We start from the raw sequence: 14,692 nt of genomic DNA, 5'->3' as shown, positions 1-14,692 counted from the left end.
GCCCCCACGCCATCTGGTCGGCCTGTCGCCGGACCAGATCGGCTCGGGCTTGATCTCGGCGTACGGTCGCCCGATCTGCTTGCGATACTTGTGCGCCAGATCGTGCATGTGCTTCCGCACGCCCGCGGCGAGTCCGCGGACCGCGACGTTGCGTTCGGCGAGTTGGGCTCGGAAGCGCTTGTCGGCGCTGGCTGGCTGCATCGAGACCGCGCCAGGCGTCCGTAGACCTGAGCGTCGAGCGCCGTCATCGGCGTGCGCGGCTTGAGCGTCATGCGAGCCTCCGGCGTCGGTTGCCCGGCTATGTGAAGCGGGCGAGCACGTTGTCGAATCCCTTTTGGCTGTACTTGCCTCCGGCGACGACGATCTCGGCTGCGCGCTCGATGAACATGGCCGGGTCGAGGCCGGTCTCGCCGTTCATCCTTGCCTCGATGACGGCGGCTGCGCATGCGTTGGCGACGACGTACGCCGGAGGCTCGCGCGAGTCCGCGAGGCGTGCCCGGTATGCCGCCGTCCTGTCTTTGCCTGTGCGCTTGCGCGTGCTGTCCATGCACGCATTGTCAGTCACCGGTGACAACGTCAGCAAACGATCCGGTCGACATGACCCTGAACGCGAGAAGCCCCGCAGGGGGTCTCACCGGGGTGAGTGCTGCGGGGCTTCAGGTGCGGCGTGTCCTCGCGGAGCGAGTTGGATCGACATGCAGCAACAGGACGATCGCGCCGGCCCCGGCGAAGGTCAACAGGGCTCCGCTGTCGTGCCGACAAAAAAATAGGCCCGGTCTCCCGGCCCAGTTTGTCAACCCATCCAGCCGGGCTTCATCCGGCTGCCTGAGAGCGATCATGGTCGCCGGCGTTCCGGCGAAGGTCAACGGCAGTATGACTACGGGCCAATCGCCTCTAGAACAGCGCCGGCCCCCACGCGTCCGGCCGGATGGGCGGGCCGCAGGATTCTGATTCTTCACCCTGACGGTCGAGCGGGTCTACGAGACGAGTTCTCATGCGACGCAGAGTCGACTTCGCCTCCTCGACGTCGAATCCGTTCGCCCTCAGATAGGCGAACGCGCGCCGCACGATGGCGACGTCCTCTTCGCTCAGGATTCCGACGTTCGGCATGGTCGTCAGCGCCACGACCATGGCCATGGCCACCTGCTCGGCCGTCGGAGCTGTGCGCTGGTCCATCGACGAGCGCCAGCGCGCCGTCCGCATCCTGCCCTGGGCCCGCTTCACCTCCTGCGGGACGCGGCGACTGCTTTTGGTGAACCGCGCGTCCGGCCGCATGGGGTCACGGAAGAACATCGTCTTGCTGGTGTCGTCGAGCTCCGCGATCTTGTCGACGTCCTCCGGGGTGAGCATGCTCTGTTTCGTCATCGTTGCCTCCACAACATGTCAGCCGGCTGACCGGCCACCTGCTGGGGATTCTACGGGCTGCGCCTGCAAAGCCGAAGTGGGCGATGAGGCCGGAGGCCATGCGACCAGGGCGCCGCAGGCGGTGCGTTCGCGCCCACAGCGTGCTGCGCCATCGATGGCACCAGCCTGCGGCGCTACGGCAGACGTCGAGGAGAGGAGATTCTAGGAGTGGCCGGGCTTGCCGGCGATGGCTGCGCGTCGGGAGGCGTCAGGCCTCGCGGCTGTCGGCCTACTGCACGGTCTCGTGGTCGGCGTGCAACACACCCTCGCCGTCGATGTCGATGCGACGACCACCCCAATGCATCCACGTCGACGAATGCGAGGGTGGACTACCGACGTGGCGTGGCAGGCGACGGCACGCATGCGTCGACGACGATGGCTCCGCAGGACGACAGGACGGATCAGCGAGGGGCTGGTCGGTGTTGCCGGTGGCGACCGCTGCGCTGGCGACGTTCGCATCGGACACGAGAACGGTGGCCGGAGCCGGCACGATGGCGACTTCGATGGCTTCGAAGACGAGGGAAGGCTGTTCGATTGAGCCGGTATCATTCCTTGCTATATATCTGGAAGCATCGCGGAATGACGGTAGGAGCACCTTCAGCCACTTGTAAACGCAAGACTTCTCACGTCGGCCGGACCTGATGATGAAGCTGGCGACACCCTCCGTGTCGTGGAGGTCGAAGCCGAGCCTAGCGTACAGCTCGAGCTGCGCCTGGATGATCGCACGGGAGTCCGCGCCCTGGTTGGCTCGGGTGATCGTGCCCGCCGTTTCCTTGCGCTTGCCGCCTTGGGCCTTACGAGCCTCCGGCAGCTCGGCGCCGACCAGGCCCTCGGCCTCGTGAACCAGCGCGTCGCGGCCGCGGTTGTCGCCGTCGTAGTAGCGGGTCTTGATGGAGGGCCGGTTGGCGCAGCGCCACCTGAGCTGCTTGCGCATGATCTTGCGCACGTCTTCCGGCAGCTCCTCGCCGGGAGGGATGCCGAGGGCCTGGCGGATGAGCGGGATGCCCGCACCCTTGAGCCATTCGCCGTAGGCGGTCGACGACGGCGCCTTCAGCGCCGACAGGAACGCCTGATCGTGCGTACGGAATCCTTCGGTGATCGCCTCTTTCCAGCAGTCGTTCATGGTGTTGTAGCGGAAGTTGGACTGCGTGGGCTCGGCCAGCTCCTCGCCCGCATTCTTCAGCTTCGCATGCTGGCGGCGCATCGCCTTGCGGTCGACGGCGAGCGTCGGCAGGCCGGCGGCGAAATCCTTGAGGTCCGGGAAGTTCTCGAAGCAGGCGACGCTCCACCTGGGCGCCAGCGGATTCTTGGTCTTGCCCTTGTTCTCGTGGCCAGGATCCGCGCCGAGCGGGATCAGCGCGCTGACGAGCGCGTCCTGGATCATGTTGAATGTTCTCACCGGGGCCGTCCGCGACTTGCCGCAGACGCCGACTTCGGCACCGGGGGGAGAATCCAGATGAGGTGTGGATTCTCGACGTTTCCGTCCTTGTCGAGACGATAGACGATCAGGGCCGGCAGCAGGCCGACGCCGAGCACGCGGACGAGGTCCCTACGCAGCTGCTTGAGGCTCTTCCACTTGCCGTCGAGGTCACAGACGAGCTGGCCCCGGACCTTCCACCAGCCAATCGTCAGATACTCGCGGTCGCGCAGGAACAGCGCCTCTTCCGAGGCCCCGTCGTAGACCTCCCTTTTGTTCAGGCCGTACTGCGCGTCCTTCGGCAGGCGGGCGTTGTAGAGCGCCAGACCCATGATGCCGAGCTCGGACGACAGGGCCGTACCGTTGCCGTCGGGGTCCTTATAGCAGTCGGAGAACGGCATAAAGGTGCGGTCGGCGCGGATCACCATGCCGTTCTGAACGAAACCGACTTCCAAGCGGTCCGCCCGGCGCTGGCGCTCGCGCTCCGGCTTCTCGCGCTTGAACGTGGCGCGCTCGATGGCTTCGGCCTGGGCCTTCGCCTTCACTGGATCGTTCTCGATCTTCTTCGGAGCGCGAGCCCTCTTCGGCTTCTCGTCCTCAAGCTCTTCGTCGAGGATCCGGTTGGCGAGCTCCATCATGGAGCTCATCTTCCGGTTCTGCTTGGCGTCGGCGTTGCGCTTGAGCCATTTTTTTTTCGAAATTAGCGCGCTTCCTCGGGGCGATGGTCGCCGGGTCGAAGCGCTCGGACTGCGGCAAAGGCTGGGTGATCACGCGCTCGTTGCCGTAGGCGTCGAACAGCGTGACGACCCGGCGGTGGTCGATCGTCGGCGCGATCTCCTCGCGACGGCGCGCCTCCTGCTCCCACGGGAATCCTTGCCACTCCTCGCCACGCTTCCAGGACCAGCTCGGGGTCCAGTCGGCGGGCACAGGTGCGGCATCCGCCATCTCGGCCAGCCGCGCCTCCACGCGCGCGATCAGCTCCAGCGTGCCCGGTTCGGGCTGCAGCATGGCCTGGACCTCGGGCGAGTAGGCGCACGACGCTTCGCCGCCACCGCAGATGGCGGGCGCGAGTCCTTGGTCCTGGCTGGTCTGGGCGGTGTGCATGCTGTCGATCCAGGGGATACGATAGCCGCTACGCGCGCAACCCGCAAGGACTCGAAATACACAGGTGGCGCCCTAGTGTGCCCGGACGCCTCCGAGCCACCCCTCGCCCGGTTCCAACAATTCGAGATTCGTAATGTCGTCATCGTCGGCTTGGCCGTCGACAATTCTAGATTCGTAATGTCGGAACCGGAGGCCGACTCGGCTAACCCATTGATCCGACAACAAACGAGATTACGAGACTAGAATCGTCGCTCAGTCCAGGTTGCGCCGGCGACGGACGTAGGCGCGCGCTGCCTCAGGGGTCTCATCCTGTTCGACCGGCCCTCGGTCCGCGTGCGGGACGCCGTCCCAGTATGTTTTCGGATCGTCGAGCCATTCTTGCGATGGTGGCGCTCCGATCACGATTTCGTGAGCCGTGGCGAATTTGCGCCATTTGTCAGCAAGTTGCACGGGGCTCCTCTCGCGGAGCGCGAGCGGGCTTTCGGAGTCGGGGACGATCCGCCCGACCGGATCCAGCCTTGGATTGCGGGGGTCGGCCCTCATCATCCCAACCAAAATTTGCTCGACCAGGTGGGAGCGCGAGACCCCGCGCTCGGCCGCCCGCATGGACAGCAACTCCAAAATATCTGGGTGCATCCGGAGCGTAAGTCGATTTGCTTTTGCCTCGCTCGCCGCCTCGGCGGATGGGCGCGGCGGAAGGCGGCCGTGGCCGTGGAAGCCCGGTATTTTCGAATCCTTAGCCATGATTCAAGTCCTTCATTGCAATGGCACACACTGTGGTCTACAAACCTACCCAATGATGGCAGGTTGGTACACGATGGCATACGCTTCTACCAAGGATTCGTCTACCGAAGCTTACTGGCGCCGGACGGTCGAAGAGGACCGCGCCGAGAGCGCGCCGCCGCCCCCGCCGCGGCCCGAGGAGGACGAACGATGACCGATCTCCCGCATCCGGCACTTACCCTTTTGTTGCACACACGCTGGGACGATGCGTTCGCGTGGCTGATCGACCGGAGCCGCTCGATGATCGGCGCCGACGGCGCTGAGGGGCTTTGGCGCATGTTCGGCGAGGGCGGCGACCTGAGGCAGGAGATCCCCGGCGTGGTTGACGCGCTCTACGGGCTGGGCCGGGAGGATTGCGGCGAGCTGGCGCTGGCCTGGCAGATGATGTGCTGCGACCCGCGCCGCCCGGAATCGTTCAACGCCGTGGTGCCCCAGCTCGCCTGGTCGCTGCGGCACCGCTCCGTGATCACGAATGCCGCGGAGGAGACCCTGCTGCGCGCCCGTCTGCACCTGTGGTGGGAAGCCGCCGCCGGAAAGTGGGGCGACCACAAGGACTCGATTTTCGCGATCACCGCCCGGCTGGCGGATAAAGAGGAGATTCATGACCGTCACCGAACGCAGCAGGAGGCCGACGAACAGCCCGAGATGACAGAACCGGATCCCGCGGCGCCGACCGTCGTCGTGATGCCCAAGGACCGCGCCGAGGAAAAAGGCCTGCCGCAGGCGTGGAAGGATCTGCGCGACGAACCGCTGCCGCTCGTCGTCTGCCGCGACGCCGCCGAGGTGCGCGAGCGCCTGCAGGACGAATATCCGCACGCGTGGCGCGAGGTGGCGATGCTGACGCAGGACCTGCGCAGCGGCGAGCCGGCGAGGATCAAGCCGAGCTTGTTGTTGTCGCAGCCGGGCACCGGAAAAACGCGTCTGATCAGGAGGCTCGCCGAGCTGATTTCTCCGCAGATGTACGTCAGCCGCTTTGATGCAGCGAGCGCTTTCGATGGCATGTACGGCGGAACGCCGAAGGGCTGGACTAGCGCCCAGGCGTCCGTACCGGCGCGCGCCGTGCTGGCGTCGCGGACCGCGAACCCGATCGCGTTGGTCGACGAGATCGAGAAGGCGTCGGAGAGCACGCACAACGGCAATCTATGGTCGGCGATGACGCCGTTCCTGGAGCGCGAGACGTCGCGCAGGCACCCGGAGAGCGGCATCGACGCCGAACTCGACCTGTCCTACGTGATCCACCTGGCCACGGCCAACTCGGTCGAGCGCCTGCCCTCGCAGCTGCGCGACCGATTCCGGGCCATCAAGATCCCGGCGCCCACGCTGGCGCACCTGCCGCGGCTGGCGGCGCTGGTGATGCGCGACCTCGCGGCCGAGGACGATGCGCGCGCACACGACGAGCCGCTCGCCGCGGACGAGCTGGAGATCATCGGCAGGGCCTGGGCGCGGGAGCGCTTCAGCATGCGCAAGCTGCAGCGCCTGGTCGGCGCGACGCTGGAGGCGCGCGACATGTGCGCACGGAGGCATTGATGTCATTGGAAGAGAAGCTGCTGCGGAACGACGTCGAGAGCTACCTGCGCGGCGAGGAGCCGCCGGCCGATGTGCTGGCTGTCGCGCCAAGGCTCGAGCAATGGGCACCTGGGATAACGAGGGCGCCTGACGGCGGGTATGCCCTGACGCTGTGTGGACTCCCGTTCGGACATCCACGCGTTCCGGACGGAAAGCCGACTACCACCGGCGAGATCGTTTGGCTCGACCGCAAGGGGCGGTGGGCGCGGACGTTGACGCGGCTCTGGAATCTCGGCGAGCCGGAGGGCACCGAGATTCCGATCGACGGGGTCGAGCTATGAGCGGCGACGAAGAGCATGTGGCGCGACTGCTGGAGCGCCTGCAGACCGGATGGCGGCCGACGCCAGACGAGATCGACATGCGCGTCCGGCAGCGGAGGATCTACGCCTGGTCCTTCGCGCCTTCGTTCTCGCTACCCGAAGCGGTGATCATCGGAAGCCCGGAGAGCCGCAAGGGCGTGATCCGGACGGATGTGATCCTCTGGATCGACGCCGGCCTCCGCTGGGCGCTGTGCGAGGACGGGCTCTGGTGGCTGGAGAGGGAAGCTAAAACGCCTTAGGTATCCAAAAGGCGCGGACTTCGCTCGGCGCTCTCAGCAAATTCTTCGACGACCGCCTCACGAGGCGCTTCCGTTTCGCCGGGGCGTCGGGGATGATCTGTGCGTGATCGAGCTTGGTGCGGTTCAATTCCGCCTCGCTGGCCGAGATCTGGTGAGAAGCGTTCGGTTCGATCCCGACGCCTGCGGACGCCGCGGGCAAAGCCGGCACGGAGCCGGGGCCACTCGCGGGCGCTGCCTTCCGTATGGGGGCGGCGCCCGCGTTTCAAACGTAAGAGATCTGAGACCTCGCCCCTGAATCTAAGAGATTTGAGACCTCGATAAGGAATTTGAGACCATGGCCGACGGCCGCCTGTTCGATAGCAGCTCGATGACGCCGCCGCCGGCGCCTGAGATCGACGCCATGACGTGCACGGTCGAGAACGTGGCGAGCGACGTGAAGACAGAGATGAGCAAGAGCATGCTCGACATGTTTGTGTACGGCGGCCCGGCGCCCTGGCCGGAGAAGCCGTTCCACTACCAGACGCTGACCAGATATCGGGTGATCTGATGATCGAACACGACGACGCGTATTATCAGTCCGAGCCATACGGCGCCGCGATCAACGAGGCCCTGCAGGAGGCGAGCTACGACCCAGACGTCGGCGGTGGCGTCCCGAACAGGCCGGAGGAAGAATTCGACGGCCGCTTCATCGCGGCGCTGCTAGAGCGCGGCCTGGTCGTCAGAAAGCTGAATCCTACCGGGTCGCACCGCTTCCCGAGCATGGCGCCGAAGCCATACTCTGGTGGATTTCCGTACCCGTCCTTCATCGTTTCAATTCGGGACCGCGCCTGATGTCCGCCAAGCGCGCCGACCGCACCGCCGCCCGGGAGGCTGCCTACCGCGGCCCGACGAATCCTTTCGATCACGGATCCCGGCGCCACCGCTACTTCGCGAAGGCGCGCCAGCACGTCGACAACATGGACGCCGCGTTCAGGGATCTGGAGGCCGTCTACGGCACGATCGGACAGCGGAAGGAGATGCGTGATGCGTGAGATCGAGGATCTCGCAATCGACGTCGTCGTGCAGGCGGTCCGCGAAGCCGTGCGACCGACGCCTAGCATCTTCTCGCTGGTTAGAGACCTCCGTCATCCGCGGCATCAGGTGGTGCACGGCGACTGGGAGAAGCGGCGGCCGGCCAAGCGGCGCAAGAAGAGGGATCGCTGATGCCCTGGGTGACGCGCAATGCCTTCCGTGCCTGGGCCGTTCTGATCGACGCCGCGACGGTGATCGACGGGGTTGTTAAGCCGGGAGCGCCTGCGCTCGTCCGCGCTTATGTAGATGGCCTCATCACGCTCGACGAGTTGCGGGAGCAGGCTTGCGTCCATGTGGAATCCCAGCGGAAGGAGAGCGCGTGATGACCGTCGCCGAAATGCCTGAAGACGGTTTCAGCCAGGAAAGCCAGCTGGACATCGTGCAGCTGGCGGCGGAGCGGCGGATGGCACCGAGCGACCTGTTCTGGTTTGTCAAAACGATTGTCAGGCGAGAGACGGAGCCCCCCGCGCCGTTGAGAGAAGCTGCTGAAGCTATCGCGGACAAGCTCCTCAACGAGTGTAGGGAGCGCAAGTGGGAAGACGGCTTCTACGCCGAGCCTGAGGTTCGCGACGAGTGGTTCGAGATCGTCATGGCTGAGCTTCAGCTCCTGAAATCAGGCCAGCACCCGTCCTCCTCGTGACGCCCGGTCCGGTGCATGCAGCCGTCGGCGAGGAGCCGCACGGCGATCTCCTTCCAGAGTGAGCCGGGATCGTAGCTCTGCAGCGCCTCCGCGCGCGTCAACCAGACGACGCGGAAGCACTTGAGGCATTCGACGCGCAGGTCCTCGGACCTGATCTCCGCGAGCGTGCGATCGGCGCGCGGGCGCGACGTCTCGGCCCTGGGGTCCGCCAGCACGCTCGCCCACCAAGGCGAGCCACGGATTCCTGCGCGGGAGACGGGTGCCGAGACGCAATGACTAACGGAAGCGCGGGCGCGGCGCCCACTCCGGGATCTCGACGACCAAGTCGGGAATGAAGCCGGTATTCGGCTCCCAGGCATAACCAGCCGGATTGCAGACTATGCGAGTCCCGTCGCCGCCGGCGCCGCTCACGACCCCGTCGCTTCCCACGATGTAGTCGTGACTGTCGTGGACATGCCCGTGGATCCAGAGCGCCGGCTGGTGCTCCACGATGATGTCGGAGAGATCGCTGATGAACGACGCGTTGAGGGGCTCGTCCTCATAGCGCTCGTGCAGCGAGCCGGGGTGCGGCGCATGGTGGGTGACAACGACGGTCGGGCCGTCGTGCTCCTCCGAAAGGCGGTCGGTCAGCCAGCGCCGCTCGGCCAAGTGGCGCTTGAGGGCCTCGACGGGCGTGAAGGGCTTGGGGAATTCGGCGCCGTTCGAAGTCCTGATGAATTTGTTGTCGTTCATGTAGCGTCCGGCGTGGAGGCCGTGCGCCTGGCTCTCGGCATCGAAGCGGTAGTCGGTCCACATCGTGCAGCCGAGGAAGCGGACGCCGTCGATCACCGGCACTTCGGTCGCATCCAAAAACCTCACGTTGGTCCGGCGCGCCCGGTCGCGGATCTCGGCCGCGGCGTCTTCCAGGATGGATCCGTAATACTCGTGGTTGCCGGCTACGAAGAGCACCTCCTTGCCCCACAGCGCGCGCTGATTGGTCAGCCAGCTCACCGCCCGGTAGGCGTGGTGGACGTCCCCGGCGAAAACCGCGACGTCGAAATCGAGTCCTTCGGGGACGTCGTAGCCGTGAGACCAGGCCTCGCCGTGCAGGTCGGATGCGATGAAGATTTTCATGCCGGGACGATCGCTCCGGCACCGGCAAGAGGCAACGTCGGAATGTTGGACGGAATCTGCCCCCGGCCCGATCGGGGGCGAAATCGGGTCCTTGGGACGTCGGCCTAAGCCGTTGATTTCACTGGTGGGGGAGGCAGGACTCGAACCTGCGAAGCCATGAGGCGGCTGATTTACAGTCAGCTCCCTTTGCCACTCGGGACACTCCCCCGCTCGACGGCAGCACAATCGGGCCGGACCTTGCCGGCGACCGAAGACGGCCATGGAACGTGAAGGCCGCGACAGCCCGGATGGGGGCGCGACCGGGCGCGGTTATCGGCGAAGCGATGGGGTAAAGTCAACCGAGGCGAACAGCTAAAATCGCCCCCGACACCACCCAAATTGCCATATTCCGGGACCCGTGACACAAGCGAGCCCATGAAGGATCGAAAATTCAACCCGAGGGGCCCCCGCGGCGGGTCTAAGCCCTTCAACAGGCCCGGAAAATCGGCCGGTCGCCCGGCCCGCCGCGATCGCGATTCGGACGCCGACGGGCTTGTCATCCTCTATGGCTGGCACACCGTCTCCATGGCGCTCGCCAACCCCCAGCGGCAGATCCGCAAGCTGACGCTGACCGAGAACGCCGCAAGGCGTCTGGCGGACGAGAACATCGCGATCCCGGTCACGCCCGAGATCGTCCGGCCCCAGGAGATCGACCGGCTGCTGTCGCCCAACGCCGTGCACCAGGGCCTGCTCGCCGAGGCCGATCCCCTGCCCTCGCCCGACATCGAGGATTTGGAGCAGGACGGCATGGTGCTGGTGCTCGACCAGATCACCGATCCGCACAATGTCGGCGCCATCCTGCGCTCGGCGGCCGCCTTTGCGGTGAAGGCGATCGTCACCACCGCGCGTCACAGTCCGGAAGCGACCGGCGTGCTGGCCAAGGCCGCCTCCGGCGCGCTGGAGTTGGTCCCGATGGTGACGGTGCAAAACCTCGCCCGCGCATTGACCACGATGAACGAGCTCGGCTTCCAGACTGTCGGGCTGGACAGTGAAGGCAGTGCGGATCTTTCCGAGGTCACCCTGCGCGAGCCGCTCGCGCTGGTGCTGGGCGCGGAAGGCAAGGGCCTGCGGCAATTGACACGCGAGACCTGCAGCGTCGTGGCGCGGCTCGACATGCCCGGAGAGATCAAGAGTCTCAACGTCTCGAATGCCGCCGTGCTCTCGCTCTATGTCGGCGCGAGCCGGCTCGGGCTGATGAAGCGGTAACAAAACAGAACGCCCGTCCGCATCGCGGACGGGCGTCTCGTTGGCTCAACCGATCAAGCGATCAGTAATAGCGGCGCAGCACACGGTGGCCGCCATAATACGGCGCATGGCGCGGGGCGTAGCCGTAGCGCGGACCGTAGCCGTAATGCGTGCGCGGCAGATAGCCGGCGCGCGGGCCGTAGCCGTAGCGATACGGACGGTAATACGGGCGGCGGTAGGGATAGGCGGCCGGCGCTTCGACCGCGGCGGCGCGATAGCCATAGCCGTGCCCATAGCCATAGCCACGGCCGTAGCCGTAATTGGCGGGCGCAACCACCGCGTCCTCACGGTAGGTCGGATACGGCGCGAAGGCGCCCGGGCCGGTGTAGGTCGGGCCCTGGTTGACGTGATAATATTGCGTGGTGGGCTCGGCGAGACGCTCATAGGCGCCGTAGCCGTACCCGGTCCCATAACCGCCGCAGCCGGTGTTACAGCCGGAATAGACCGGCGCGACCGGCTGGCACGGATCGAAGCCGCAGGCCGCGGCGGGCGCGGTGGCGGCGAACATCACGGCAGCCGCCGCGACCAGTCCCGAAATCATCTGACGCATTACTCTCTCCTGTTGATTTCCGTTTTTTGGATTGTCGTTTCTTAACCCGGCGGCTTGCCGGGCATCTCTGCACGCGGCCGCGGCCGAGGACGCCGCGGCTGGTCGTTGAACTCAGGCGCGAGGATCACCGGCGGCGGATTGACGGGCACGTCCATCTGCGGCGGCAGCGGCGCCGATTGGGCGCCCCAGCTCTGGTGATAGCTATCGGGCGGCTTGGGCAATTTGCGGTTCGCGGGCGGTTCGACCTCGAGCCGGCCATAGCCGGGCCGCAGGCCCAGCGTCGGGTAGTAGTGGCCGACGTCCGTGGGCTGGCGCTCGGCGACATAGCGTCCGCCATAGATCGTGGGCTGCACCTGGACGTTCTTCCCCAGGCCCCAGGTCCCCTCGATCACGGCATAGGACGCGTCGATGTTGTTGATGATGATGGGCACGCCGGGGCGACCGGGAACGACGATATCGAAGCCGCCGCCGGCAAACGCCGTCGCGGGCAGTCCGATCAGAAAGGCAGCGAGCGCCACAGCGCGCATGAGGGGACCCCATTTATTCGGCGACAACCTACCCGATGGCGGCGCAGAGAGGGTTAAGGCCCTCTCACCAATTGCCGGTAAGCCTAATGTGTAAGGATTGCGCGCCGCTCAAATGCGCCAAAGCGAACTAGCGAAGCATTAACGCCGCCGGATCCTGCAGTCCGGAACCGTCGCGCGTGCTCACTTCCGTTTGACTATGGCTGACGAAAATCCGGCGGTTTCAGCGGAACGTCCGGCGCCCTCGGCATTTAGCCCCCGTCAACAAAACGGGAGCCAAACAATCATGAACATCAAACTTCTCGGAGCCACGGCGATTGCGGCGACCTTGGTGACGGGCTCTGCCATGGCGCAGGCCGTGATCACCAATCCCGGCCGCTGCGCGGCGCAATTCCCCAACGCCAACTGCCAGAACGTCGGACCGGGAAATCCGTACACCGATAGCGGCTATCGGCATCGTCGCGTGTCCTATCGCCAGACCAACAACGGCGATTGGAATAACGACTGGAACAGGAGCCGCACCGGCTTCTGGCCGACCGACGTCGCCGCCGGCGCAGTCGGAGCAGCCGCTGGCGTGGCCGGCGCGGCCATCGGGACTGCGGGCGCGATCGCAACCGCCCCGTTCCGTGCCACCAACGACGCCTACGCCTACGACAATGGCTGGGATAATTCGTGGAATAATTCTTGGGACAACCGCGGCTGGGACACCCGCACCTACGCCCAGCGCAACGGCTTCGTCTGCACGCCCGGCACCTGGTTCAAGGGCGAAGACGGCCGCCGCCACATCTGCCAGTAAGGCGGTTTGAACCGAACGCGACAGATCGGGCGGCCCTCGTGGCCGCCTGATTCATGTCTGCATCGGGGCTCCCGGGTTCTGGCACTTTCCGGTCAAGTCTGGTATTGCGGCGCGCACGGGCGGACAGCCCCGGCCTAGGCCGGGCCTGCCCCGCTTCTCCAGGCGTCGCCGGCTTAGCTCAGCGGTAGAGCAGCGGTTTTGTAAACCGAAGGTCGGGGGTTCAATCCCCTCAGCCGGCACCACCGATTTAGCCAACACCGCGGCCTGATAGATCGGGGCACTCCTCCGTCTAACGACAGCTAGAATCGATTTCCCACGCAATCACGTCAGAGCTTTCCGGGCGACCGTTACACTCAACTCGAGCAGCGGGTGCTTCTCGTTCCTGACTATAATGAGGACCTGCGCCCCCTTTGCCGACGCAACGTCTCTGGCAATCGAGGTCGCCATTGCGATCGCCTCTCTTTCGGCGGCTTCCGGGCCGGGCAAATCCACCCCATCCTCGTCGACCGCAGCGAAAAAGTCGTCCTTGATATCGAAGTAGAACTTCATGGCTCAGAGCGACGGATTGAGATGAAGGTAAAGCACGTCGAAGTCTGCTATTTCGCGCAACCTGGCTTCATCAAGAATCGATATTCTTCCCCGCTCCAGGTCCAACACGCGCTGAGCACGTAGCTGCTGAACGACCCGATTCATGTGGACCACACTCGTGCCGACGGCGTCGGCGAGGAGTGCCTGAGAGGCCGGAAAATCGAAGGACAGGCCGTCCGCTCGGCCGATCGCCTTCAATCTGGTGTAAAGCTCAAGCACGAGATGCGCCACGCGGCTTGTGGCTTCGCGTTGACCAACGTTGCAAATCCACTCCCGGAAGATCGCGGCGTCGGTCAGTGTATCGCGCCAAAGCGCTTCGGCCACGTTAGGCCGCTTTCTTATCAGTGAGCGCACCGCTGCATGCGGAATGAAGCCGAGAACGCTATCGCCAAGCGTGCTGACGTCATGGTCCATCACATGTAGAAAGAGACCCTGCAGATCGGGAATGTCGCCGGGTTGGTGAAAGGCCATGATTTGGCGGTGGCCATTGCCGACGATCTTTGATCTCAGGATAAAGCCATCAACGACAAGGCAGCACGCCGAAGGTCGATCTCCGAGAGAAACGACCGGCTGACCGCCAGCCATCCGTTTCACCGTGATTGGCAGATGACGGATAGCGGCCTCGTCCTCTTCATCAATTTCGGTGCTGACCCGCAACCGCCTCAAGAAAGGCTCGAAAATTTCCGCGTTATTCATCGTTAGCTCCGGTCGGCAAACGAATTTTTGTCACGTTCGTTCCAAACCGGACCGCTAGCTATTGTCTCACGCGAAGCAAAGGGACTGCCGCAAATTCCAACCCTCGGCGGAACCCACGGGAACGGCGTCAATTCATCTTGCCGCGAAGCCTTGGAGCGAAATTTGACGCGCAACGCTCACTTCGAATGCTTCGGTGCGCTGCTTTGCTGGAAGTGCTCGGCGCCTGATATCTCCACCCAGGCATGTTTCGACTGTTCGAAAACCGAGCGGATGGGCGCCGGGTAGTTCGGAACCGCGATCGCGCCCACGGCAACGCCGATCATCGCAGGCAGATTGTCCGCCTTCCAATAGACCGTCGAACCGCACTCGGGGCAAAAATAGCTGCGGACCTTGCCGCCGCTTGCGGCTGTCCGGACGTACTCCTTCGACGTCCCTGAGATCCTGACGCCCTCCGCCGGATAGAACGCACCGACCCCGAACGGCGCGCCGGTTCGACGCTGGCAGTCAATGCAGTGGCAGGCGACGACGAGGCTGGAAGGTCCTGGAAGCGACAGCGCGAGAGCGCCGCACCTGCATTGGGCATCGATCATCGAAGCT

General features: G+C 65.1%; 24 protein-coding genes and 2 tRNA genes. 12 read left to right on the top strand and 14 right to left on the bottom strand.

What is annotated here, in order from left to right:
* Nucleotides 1-298 precede the first annotated feature (298 nt).
* The 6 genes from AB3L03_RS32415 to AB3L03_RS32390 all read right to left on the bottom strand — a co-directional run bounded on the left by AB3L03_RS32415 (nt 299) and on the right by AB3L03_RS32390 (nt 4,669).
* Nucleotides 299-547 (bottom strand): hypothetical protein, encoded by a 249-nt coding sequence (locus tag AB3L03_RS32415; protein WP_368507716.1) that lies wholly within the window; start codon nt 545-547, stop codon nt 299-301.
* Between the two features lie 347 nt (nt 548-894).
* Nucleotides 895-1,365, bottom strand: a complete 471-nt coding sequence (locus AB3L03_RS32410) for a hypothetical protein (protein WP_368507715.1) — start codon at nt 1,363-1,365, stop codon at nt 895-897.
* A 268-nt stretch (nt 1,366-1,633) separates the two neighbouring features.
* Nucleotides 1,634-2,803, bottom strand: a complete 1,170-nt coding sequence (locus AB3L03_RS32405) for a hypothetical protein (RefSeq protein ID WP_368507714.1) — start codon at nt 2,801-2,803, stop codon at nt 1,634-1,636.
* Nucleotides 2,800-3,468 carry a hypothetical protein gene (locus AB3L03_RS32400; RefSeq protein ID WP_368507713.1) on the bottom strand — a complete coding sequence of 223 codons (669 nt, stop codon included), beginning with the start codon at nt 3,466-3,468 and terminating at the stop codon, nt 2,800-2,802. The genes AB3L03_RS32405 and AB3L03_RS32400 overlap by 4 nt, the downstream gene beginning before the upstream one ends.
* Nucleotides 3,419-3,925 (bottom strand): hypothetical protein, encoded by a 507-nt coding sequence (locus tag AB3L03_RS32395; protein WP_368507712.1) that lies wholly within the window; start codon nt 3,923-3,925, stop codon nt 3,419-3,421. Before AB3L03_RS32395 ends, AB3L03_RS32400 begins: the two co-directional genes overlap by 50 nt.
* A gap of 252 nt (nt 3,926-4,177) precedes the next feature.
* A complete protein-coding gene (locus tag AB3L03_RS32390; protein WP_368507711.1) occupies nt 4,178-4,669 on the bottom strand; it encodes a hypothetical protein in 492 nt (163 codons plus the stop codon).
* A 189-nt stretch (nt 4,670-4,858) separates the two neighbouring features.
* Here AB3L03_RS32390 and AB3L03_RS32385 point away from each other — a divergent pair, with 189 nt between their 5' ends.
* The 9 genes from AB3L03_RS32385 (at nt 4,859) to AB3L03_RS32345 (ending at nt 8,544) form a co-directional block, all read left to right on the top strand.
* On the top strand, nt 4,859-6,235 hold the full coding sequence (locus AB3L03_RS32385; protein WP_368507710.1) for an AAA family ATPase: 1,377 nt from the start codon (nt 4,859-4,861) through the stop codon (nt 6,233-6,235).
* A complete protein-coding gene (locus AB3L03_RS32380) occupies nt 6,235-6,555 on the top strand; it encodes a hypothetical protein (protein WP_368507709.1) in 321 nt (106 codons plus the stop codon). The genes AB3L03_RS32385 and AB3L03_RS32380 overlap by 1 nt, the downstream gene beginning before the upstream one ends.
* Nucleotides 6,552-6,833: a hypothetical protein gene (locus AB3L03_RS32375; protein ID WP_007602691.1), complete on the top strand. Its 282-nt coding sequence runs from the start codon at nt 6,552-6,554 to the stop codon at nt 6,831-6,833. The genes AB3L03_RS32380 and AB3L03_RS32375 overlap by 4 nt, the downstream gene beginning before the upstream one ends.
* A gap of 334 nt (nt 6,834-7,167) precedes the next feature.
* Nucleotides 7,168-7,380 (top strand): hypothetical protein, encoded by a 213-nt coding sequence (locus AB3L03_RS32370; RefSeq protein WP_368507708.1) that lies wholly within the window; start codon nt 7,168-7,170, stop codon nt 7,378-7,380.
* Entirely contained in the window at nt 7,380-7,664 is a 285-nt protein-coding gene (locus tag AB3L03_RS32365) for a hypothetical protein (RefSeq protein WP_368507707.1), read from the top strand. Before AB3L03_RS32370 ends, AB3L03_RS32365 begins: the two co-directional genes overlap by 1 nt.
* The gene (locus AB3L03_RS32360; protein WP_368507706.1) at nt 7,664-7,864 is read left to right on the top strand and encodes a hypothetical protein; all 201 of its coding nucleotides are present in this window, start codon (nt 7,664-7,666) and stop codon (nt 7,862-7,864) included. Before AB3L03_RS32365 ends, AB3L03_RS32360 begins: the two co-directional genes overlap by 1 nt.
* Nucleotides 7,857-8,036: a hypothetical protein gene (locus AB3L03_RS32355; protein WP_368507705.1), complete on the top strand. Its 180-nt coding sequence runs from the start codon at nt 7,857-7,859 to the stop codon at nt 8,034-8,036. Before AB3L03_RS32360 ends, AB3L03_RS32355 begins: the two co-directional genes overlap by 8 nt.
* Nucleotides 8,036-8,227 carry a hypothetical protein gene (locus tag AB3L03_RS32350; protein WP_368507704.1) on the top strand — a complete coding sequence of 64 codons (192 nt, stop codon included), beginning with the start codon at nt 8,036-8,038 and terminating at the stop codon, nt 8,225-8,227. Before AB3L03_RS32355 ends, AB3L03_RS32350 begins: the two co-directional genes overlap by 1 nt.
* A complete protein-coding gene (locus AB3L03_RS32345; protein WP_368507703.1) occupies nt 8,227-8,544 on the top strand; it encodes a hypothetical protein in 318 nt (105 codons plus the stop codon). The genes AB3L03_RS32350 and AB3L03_RS32345 overlap by 1 nt, the downstream gene beginning before the upstream one ends.
* Here the strand turns inward: AB3L03_RS32345 and AB3L03_RS32340 are convergent.
* The 3 genes from AB3L03_RS32340 to AB3L03_RS32330 all read right to left on the bottom strand — a co-directional run bounded on the left by AB3L03_RS32340 (nt 8,505) and on the right by AB3L03_RS32330 (nt 9,865).
* Nucleotides 8,505-8,759: a hypothetical protein gene (locus AB3L03_RS32340; RefSeq protein WP_368507702.1), complete on the bottom strand. Its 255-nt coding sequence runs from the start codon at nt 8,757-8,759 to the stop codon at nt 8,505-8,507. The two genes, AB3L03_RS32345 and AB3L03_RS32340, sit on opposite strands and share 40 nt — an antisense overlap.
* 61 nt (nt 8,760-8,820) lie before the next feature.
* Nucleotides 8,821-9,657: a metallophosphoesterase gene (locus tag AB3L03_RS32335; protein ID WP_368507701.1), complete on the bottom strand. Its 837-nt coding sequence runs from the start codon at nt 9,655-9,657 to the stop codon at nt 8,821-8,823.
* A gap of 122 nt (nt 9,658-9,779) precedes the next feature.
* Nucleotides 9,780-9,865 (bottom strand) — tRNA-Tyr (locus AB3L03_RS32330).
* A 206-nt stretch (nt 9,866-10,071) separates the two neighbouring features.
* Here AB3L03_RS32330 and rlmB point away from each other — a divergent pair.
* The gene (rlmB, locus tag AB3L03_RS32325) at nt 10,072-10,902 is read left to right on the top strand and encodes a 23S rRNA (guanosine(2251)-2'-O)-methyltransferase RlmB (RefSeq protein WP_368507700.1); all 831 of its coding nucleotides are present in this window, start codon (nt 10,072-10,074) and stop codon (nt 10,900-10,902) included.
* Nucleotides 10,903-10,963: 61 nt separating this feature from the next.
* Here rlmB and AB3L03_RS32320 read toward each other — a convergent pair whose 3' ends face one another.
* Together AB3L03_RS32320 and AB3L03_RS32315 are read right to left on the bottom strand one after the other, a co-directional pair.
* Nucleotides 10,964-11,491 (bottom strand): hypothetical protein, encoded by a 528-nt coding sequence (locus AB3L03_RS32320; RefSeq protein ID WP_018458106.1) that lies wholly within the window; start codon nt 11,489-11,491, stop codon nt 10,964-10,966.
* Nucleotides 11,492-11,532: 41 nt separating this feature from the next.
* Nucleotides 11,533-12,018: a hypothetical protein gene (locus AB3L03_RS32315; protein WP_018458105.1), complete on the bottom strand. Its 486-nt coding sequence runs from the start codon at nt 12,016-12,018 to the stop codon at nt 11,533-11,535.
* Nucleotides 12,019-12,301: 283 nt separating this feature from the next.
* Between AB3L03_RS32315 and AB3L03_RS32310 the strand changes: the two genes are divergently transcribed.
* Complete coding sequence (locus tag AB3L03_RS32310) at nt 12,302-12,811, top strand: hypothetical protein (RefSeq protein ID WP_085396282.1); 510 nt, start codon at nt 12,302-12,304, stop codon at nt 12,809-12,811.
* Between the two features lie 167 nt (nt 12,812-12,978).
* A tRNA-Thr gene (locus AB3L03_RS32305) sits at nt 12,979-13,053 on the top strand.
* Between the two features lie 79 nt (nt 13,054-13,132).
* Here the strand turns inward: AB3L03_RS32305 and AB3L03_RS32300 are convergent.
* The 3 genes from AB3L03_RS32300 to AB3L03_RS32290 form a co-directional block, all read right to left on the bottom strand.
* Nucleotides 13,133-13,360: a hypothetical protein gene (locus AB3L03_RS32300; RefSeq protein ID WP_085396202.1), complete on the bottom strand. Its 228-nt coding sequence runs from the start codon at nt 13,358-13,360 to the stop codon at nt 13,133-13,135.
* Nucleotides 13,361-13,363: 3 nt separating this feature from the next.
* On the bottom strand, nt 13,364-14,095 hold the full coding sequence (locus tag AB3L03_RS32295; protein ID WP_018455399.1) for a Crp/Fnr family transcriptional regulator: 732 nt from the start codon (nt 14,093-14,095) through the stop codon (nt 13,364-13,366).
* Nucleotides 14,096-14,271: 176 nt separating this feature from the next.
* Nucleotides 14,272-14,685, bottom strand: a complete 414-nt coding sequence (locus tag AB3L03_RS32290; RefSeq protein ID WP_085384991.1) for a GFA family protein — start codon at nt 14,683-14,685, stop codon at nt 14,272-14,274.
* Nucleotides 14,686-14,692 lie beyond the last annotated feature (7 nt).

Origin of the sequence: Bradyrhizobium lupini, assembly GCF_040939785.1 — a bacterium.
Taxonomy (GTDB): Bacteria; Pseudomonadota; Alphaproteobacteria; order Rhizobiales; family Xanthobacteraceae; genus Bradyrhizobium; species Bradyrhizobium canariense_D.
Note: the sequence above shows the minus strand (reverse complement) of the source record. Positions and strands in the feature narration are given on the sequence as shown.

Excerpts from the sequence above, each read along its gene's own strand:
- AB3L03_RS32295 (WP_018455399.1), bottom strand. The coding sequence starts at position 14,095 with ATGAATAACGCGGAAATTTTCGAGCCTTTCTTGAGGCGGTTGCGGGTC.
- AB3L03_RS32360 (WP_368507706.1), top strand. The coding sequence starts at position 7,664 with ATGTCCGCCAAGCGCGCCGACCGCACCGCCGCCCGGGAGGCTGCCTAC.
- AB3L03_RS32380 (WP_368507709.1), top strand. The coding sequence starts at position 6,235 with ATGTCATTGGAAGAGAAGCTGCTGCGGAACGACGTCGAGAGCTACCTG.
- AB3L03_RS32390 (WP_368507711.1), bottom strand. The coding sequence starts at position 4,669 with ATGGCTAAGGATTCGAAAATACCGGGCTTCCACGGCCACGGCCGCCTT.
- AB3L03_RS32315 (WP_018458105.1), bottom strand. The coding sequence starts at position 12,018 with ATGCGCGCTGTGGCGCTCGCTGCCTTTCTGATCGGACTGCCCGCGACG.
- AB3L03_RS32365 (WP_368507707.1), top strand. The coding sequence starts at position 7,380 with ATGATCGAACACGACGACGCGTATTATCAGTCCGAGCCATACGGCGCC.
- AB3L03_RS32290 (WP_085384991.1), bottom strand. The coding sequence starts at position 14,685 with ATGATCGATGCCCAATGCAGGTGCGGCGCTCTCGCGCTGTCGCTTCCA.
- AB3L03_RS32370 (WP_368507708.1), top strand. The coding sequence starts at position 7,168 with ATGGCCGACGGCCGCCTGTTCGATAGCAGCTCGATGACGCCGCCGCCG.
- AB3L03_RS32350 (WP_368507704.1), top strand. The coding sequence starts at position 8,036 with ATGCCCTGGGTGACGCGCAATGCCTTCCGTGCCTGGGCCGTTCTGATC.
- AB3L03_RS32310 (WP_085396282.1), top strand. The coding sequence starts at position 12,302 with ATGAACATCAAACTTCTCGGAGCCACGGCGATTGCGGCGACCTTGGTG.
- AB3L03_RS32410 (WP_368507715.1), bottom strand. The coding sequence starts at position 1,365 with ATGACGAAACAGAGCATGCTCACCCCGGAGGACGTCGACAAGATCGCG.
- AB3L03_RS32320 (WP_018458106.1), bottom strand. The coding sequence starts at position 11,491 with ATGCGTCAGATGATTTCGGGACTGGTCGCGGCGGCTGCCGTGATGTTC.
- rlmB (WP_368507700.1), top strand. The coding sequence starts at position 10,072 with ATGAAGGATCGAAAATTCAACCCGAGGGGCCCCCGCGGCGGGTCTAAG.
- AB3L03_RS32400 (WP_368507713.1), bottom strand. The coding sequence starts at position 3,468 with ATGAGCTCCATGATGGAGCTCGCCAACCGGATCCTCGACGAAGAGCTT.
- AB3L03_RS32355 (WP_368507705.1), top strand. The coding sequence starts at position 7,857 with ATGCGTGAGATCGAGGATCTCGCAATCGACGTCGTCGTGCAGGCGGTC.
- AB3L03_RS32385 (WP_368507710.1), top strand. The coding sequence starts at position 4,859 with ATGACCGATCTCCCGCATCCGGCACTTACCCTTTTGTTGCACACACGC.
- AB3L03_RS32395 (WP_368507712.1), bottom strand. The coding sequence starts at position 3,925 with ATGCACACCGCCCAGACCAGCCAGGACCAAGGACTCGCGCCCGCCATC.
- AB3L03_RS32300 (WP_085396202.1), bottom strand. The coding sequence starts at position 13,360 with ATGAAGTTCTACTTCGATATCAAGGACGACTTTTTCGCTGCGGTCGAC.
- AB3L03_RS32415 (WP_368507716.1), bottom strand. The coding sequence starts at position 547 with ATGGACAGCACGCGCAAGCGCACAGGCAAAGACAGGACGGCGGCATAC.
- AB3L03_RS32335 (WP_368507701.1), bottom strand. The coding sequence starts at position 9,657 with ATGAAAATCTTCATCGCATCCGACCTGCACGGCGAGGCCTGGTCTCAC.
- AB3L03_RS32375 (WP_007602691.1), top strand. The coding sequence starts at position 6,552 with ATGAGCGGCGACGAAGAGCATGTGGCGCGACTGCTGGAGCGCCTGCAG.
- AB3L03_RS32345 (WP_368507703.1), top strand. The coding sequence starts at position 8,227 with ATGACCGTCGCCGAAATGCCTGAAGACGGTTTCAGCCAGGAAAGCCAG.